Source organism: Bacillus sp. 05T31 (genome assembly GCF_056396725.1).
In genome coordinates this window covers 1-3,776 of the sequence record NZ_JBFTMA010000422.1, presented here as the reverse complement: position 1 = coordinate 3,776, position 3,776 = coordinate 1, and the positions used below count along the sequence as shown (strand labels likewise).

Annotated in this window: 3 protein-coding genes; all 3 read right to left on the bottom strand. The window is 37.2% G+C overall.

Annotated features, from left to right (window positions below; translation table 11 throughout):
- Positions 1-785: methylisocitrate lyase (gene prpB, locus AC1DJR_RS20955; protein WP_477003418.1), on the bottom strand; the 785-nt coding region annotated here is incomplete at its 3' end.
- Positions 786-803: 18 nt separating this feature from the next.
- Complete coding sequence (prpD, locus tag AC1DJR_RS20950; RefSeq protein WP_002085755.1) at positions 804-2,240, bottom strand: 2-methylcitrate dehydratase; 1,437 nt, start codon at positions 2,238-2,240, stop codon at positions 804-806.
- Positions 2,241-2,338: 98 nt separating this feature from the next.
- Entirely contained in the window at positions 2,339-3,460 is a 1,122-nt protein-coding gene (gene mmgD / locus AC1DJR_RS20945; protein WP_477003417.1) for a citrate synthase, read from the bottom strand.
- Positions 3,461-3,776 lie beyond the last annotated feature (316 nt).

Here is a 3,776-nt window from a genome sequence, read left to right as displayed (position 1 = left end):
CCTGTTTCCTTAATTAGCGTAAACACATTCTCATATGCTTTTGCAGCAACACGAAGTGAAGTTACAGGATAAATTACCATTTGGAAGCCCATATTCGCAAATTCCTCTGCACTATAATATGGTGTTTTTCCGAACTCAGTCATATTTGCTAGTAAAGGTGCATTCACTTTGCTAGTAAATAAACGGAATTCTTCTTCCGATTGAAGCGCTTCTGGGAATATTGCATCTGCCCCTGCTTTTACATATGCATTCGCTCTTTCAATCGCTGCATCTAATCCTTCCACGCCGCGAGCATCTGTGCGTGCTACAATATATAAACTTGGCGCAACTTCTTTAATCGCTTTAATTTTTTGAACTAATTCTTCTGTAGTAACAAGTTTCTTACCATTTAAATGTCCACATTTCTTTGGTAATTGTTGATCTTCAATCTGAACAGCCGCAACTTTCGCTTCCACCATTTCTACAGCTGTCCTCGCTACGTTTAGTACTCCACCAAATCCTGTATCAATATCAACAAGAACTGGTAAATCTGTAGCTCTAACTAGATCCCTTGCTCTCTCTGCTACTTCAGTAGACGTCACAATTCCTAAATCTGGTAGTCCTTTACTTGCAGTGTAAGCAGCTCCCGATAAATATAGAGCTGAAAAACCTGTATTTTTCGCAACAAGAGCCGCCATTGCATCATGAGCACCTGGAATTTGCAAAATTTCATTTGCTTCTACTAAAGCCCGGAAACGATTCGCAAGCTCCTCTTGTGTTGACTGTTTATTCACAACCCAAGCCATTCTAAATTCCCCCTATTATTAAATTAAGAATAGATCTACAAATTCGTTTACATTCATATTTTCTAGTTTTTCTTCATTTAGACAAGCTTCATGGATTTTTTCTTGTTGCTTACTAGAATAATGACCTGCCATATTTGCAGTGAATTTTCGAACAACTTTTGGAATTGCTTCGTCTCTACGGAAACGGTGGCCAAGTGGGTATTCACATTCCACATTTTCTGTTACAGTACCATCTTTAAAATGAACTTGAACAGCGTTGGCGATTGAGCGCTTGTTCGGGTCAAGGTAATCTAAACTGTACTGTTTGTTTTCAACAACAACCATCTTATTACGTAATTCATCTACACGTGGATCATTCGCTACTACATCCTCATAATCATCCGCAACGATATCTCCTTTTAATAAACCTATTGCCGTAATGTATTGTAGGCAGTGATCGCGATCAGCTGGGTTATTTAATGGACCTTCTTTATCGATAATACGAATTGCTGACTCATGAGTTGTAATTGTAATACGATCAATTTCATCTAATCTTTCTTTAAGTTCCGGATGTAATTTCACTGCACATTCTGCAGCTGTTTGTGCATGGAATTCTGCTGGGAATGACACTTTGAATAATACATTTTCCATTACATAAGATTCTAGCGGTCTTGCTAATTTTAATTCTTGCTTGTTAAATAACACATCTTGGAATCCCCATCCTGGTGCAGATAATGCCGTTGGGTAACCCATTTCACCTTTTAATGCAGTCATTGCAAGATGAACACCGCGGCTCGTCGCATCACCTGCTGCCCATGATTTACGTGAACCTGTATTTGGAGCATGACGATATGTACGAAGACTAGAATTATCAATCCACGCATGTGATAATGCATTAAAGATTTCCTCACGTGTTCCGCCAAGCATTTTTGCAACTACTGCAGTCGTCGCTACTTTTACGTATAATACGTGATCAAGACCAACACGGTTTAAACTGTTTTCTAAAGCAAGTACACCTTGAATTTCATGTGCTTTAATCATCATTTCTAGTACTTCACGTACTTTTAATGGTTCTTTTCCTTCTGAAATACGAACGCGGCTAATATAATCTGCAACTGCTAAAATTCCGCCTAAGTTATCAGATGGATGTCCCCACTCTGCTGCAAGCCAAGTATCGTTATAGTCTAACCAACGGATCATACATCCGATATTAAATGCGCCTTTTACTGGATCTAGCACATAAGATGTTCCTGGTACACGTGTACCATTTGGCACGATTGTTCCTGGTACAACTGGTCCTAATAATTTCGTACACTCTGGGTATTGTAGTGCTAAAATTCCACATCCAAGTGTATCAAGTAATACGTAGCGAGCCGTACTGAATGCCTCTGCACTTGTAACCTCTTTATTTAATACATAGTCCGTAATTTCTTCTAATAATGCATCTTTTTGTTTAATTTCATTTGTTTTAATCATGCTATTCTTCCCTTTCTGTCGAAAATTCGTTATTATTAATGATGGGTGTCGGTCAAACACCCATCTGGCGGGCGGCGCTAACAACTCCCCAGTTGTTTTTATTTACTAAATGCATGTCGCTCGCCAATATAATTTACACGTGGACGGAACAAACGATTGTTCGCATGTTGCTCAATTACGTGTGCACATAGCCCTACTGTTCTAGAACTAAAGAAGATTGGTGTGTAAAGTTGAATTGGAATACCAAGCATCCAATATACTGGAGCAGCATAATAATCAAGATTCGGATAAATTCCTTTTTCCTTCTCCATAATTTTTTCTCCAGCTTCACACATTTCATATAGTGTATAATCGCCTTTCACATCACATAACTGCTTTAATGCTTCCTTCATCATAAGTGCTCTTGGATCCATCTTTTTCATATAAACACGGTGTCCAAAGCCCATAATTTTTTCTTTGTTATATAGTTTCTTCTGTAATAACTCTTCAAATTTCTCAACATTACCAGCTTCTAAAAGCATGTACATAACCGCTTCATTCGCACCGCCATGAAGACTTCCTTTTAAGGATGCAACTGCTCCTGTTAAAGCGCCGTATAAGTCGGATTGCGTTGATGCAATAACGCGTGCTGTAAATGTAGAGTTTGGCATTTCATGTTCACTATATAAAACAAGGGAACGATCAAAGATTTTCTCTTCAAGTTCAGTTGGTTTCTTTCCAGTTAACATATAGAAGAAATTCGCACTATATGACAATTCTTGAAGAGGCTCAATTGGTTCCTCATTATTTAAAATATGGTAGCTATTCGCTACAATATTTGGCACTTTACTTAAAAGCTTGTATCCTCGACTTTTATTCACTTCTAACGAGCGGTTTTCGATATCACTATCGTAACCAGCTAATGCAGACACACCTGTACGTAGCCCATCCATAGGATGCGTTTCCTTAGGCAATGCCTTTAGAACATTGAATACACCTTCTGGCACTGTATATTCTTCTTTTAATTTCTTTTCAATTGTTGCTTTCTCATCCTCATTCGGTAAACGTTCTTCTAATAAAAGGTGCACAATGTCTAAATACTCTTTTGTTTTTGAGAGTTCGATTAAATCATACCCTTGAATTACAATTTMACCTTTTACTGTGTCAAGAAACGAAATTTTCGTTTCCGCTGCTACTACACCATCTAATCCCGGGGAAAATTTTTCTTCAGCTTTCATCATTATTTCCTCCAATCCTAATAGATCTTCGTGCACATAACTGTAAGCCTTTACAATAATATGAAACTACATTTCTATTTCAATGTATCAGAGTTTTTAGAAGATTTCAATTTATTTTAYAATGATAAGTTTCCTATACTTTTACCGATGTAATAATACAATTTTTCAAAAATAACTTTCATCTTTTATAAAGAAAGGACAGACATCCTTTTACAATGTTTTAAAACGAAATATAACAATTATCCATATAATCCCACTAAATATACCTTTAATCCCTTTTTCTTCAACAAACATAAAAAACCGAGCTGCACTCATGCAC

Excerpts from the sequence above, each read along its gene's own strand:
- prpD (WP_002085755.1), bottom strand. The coding sequence starts at position 2,240 with ATGATTAAAACAAATGAAATTAAACAAAAAGATGCATTATTAGAAGAA.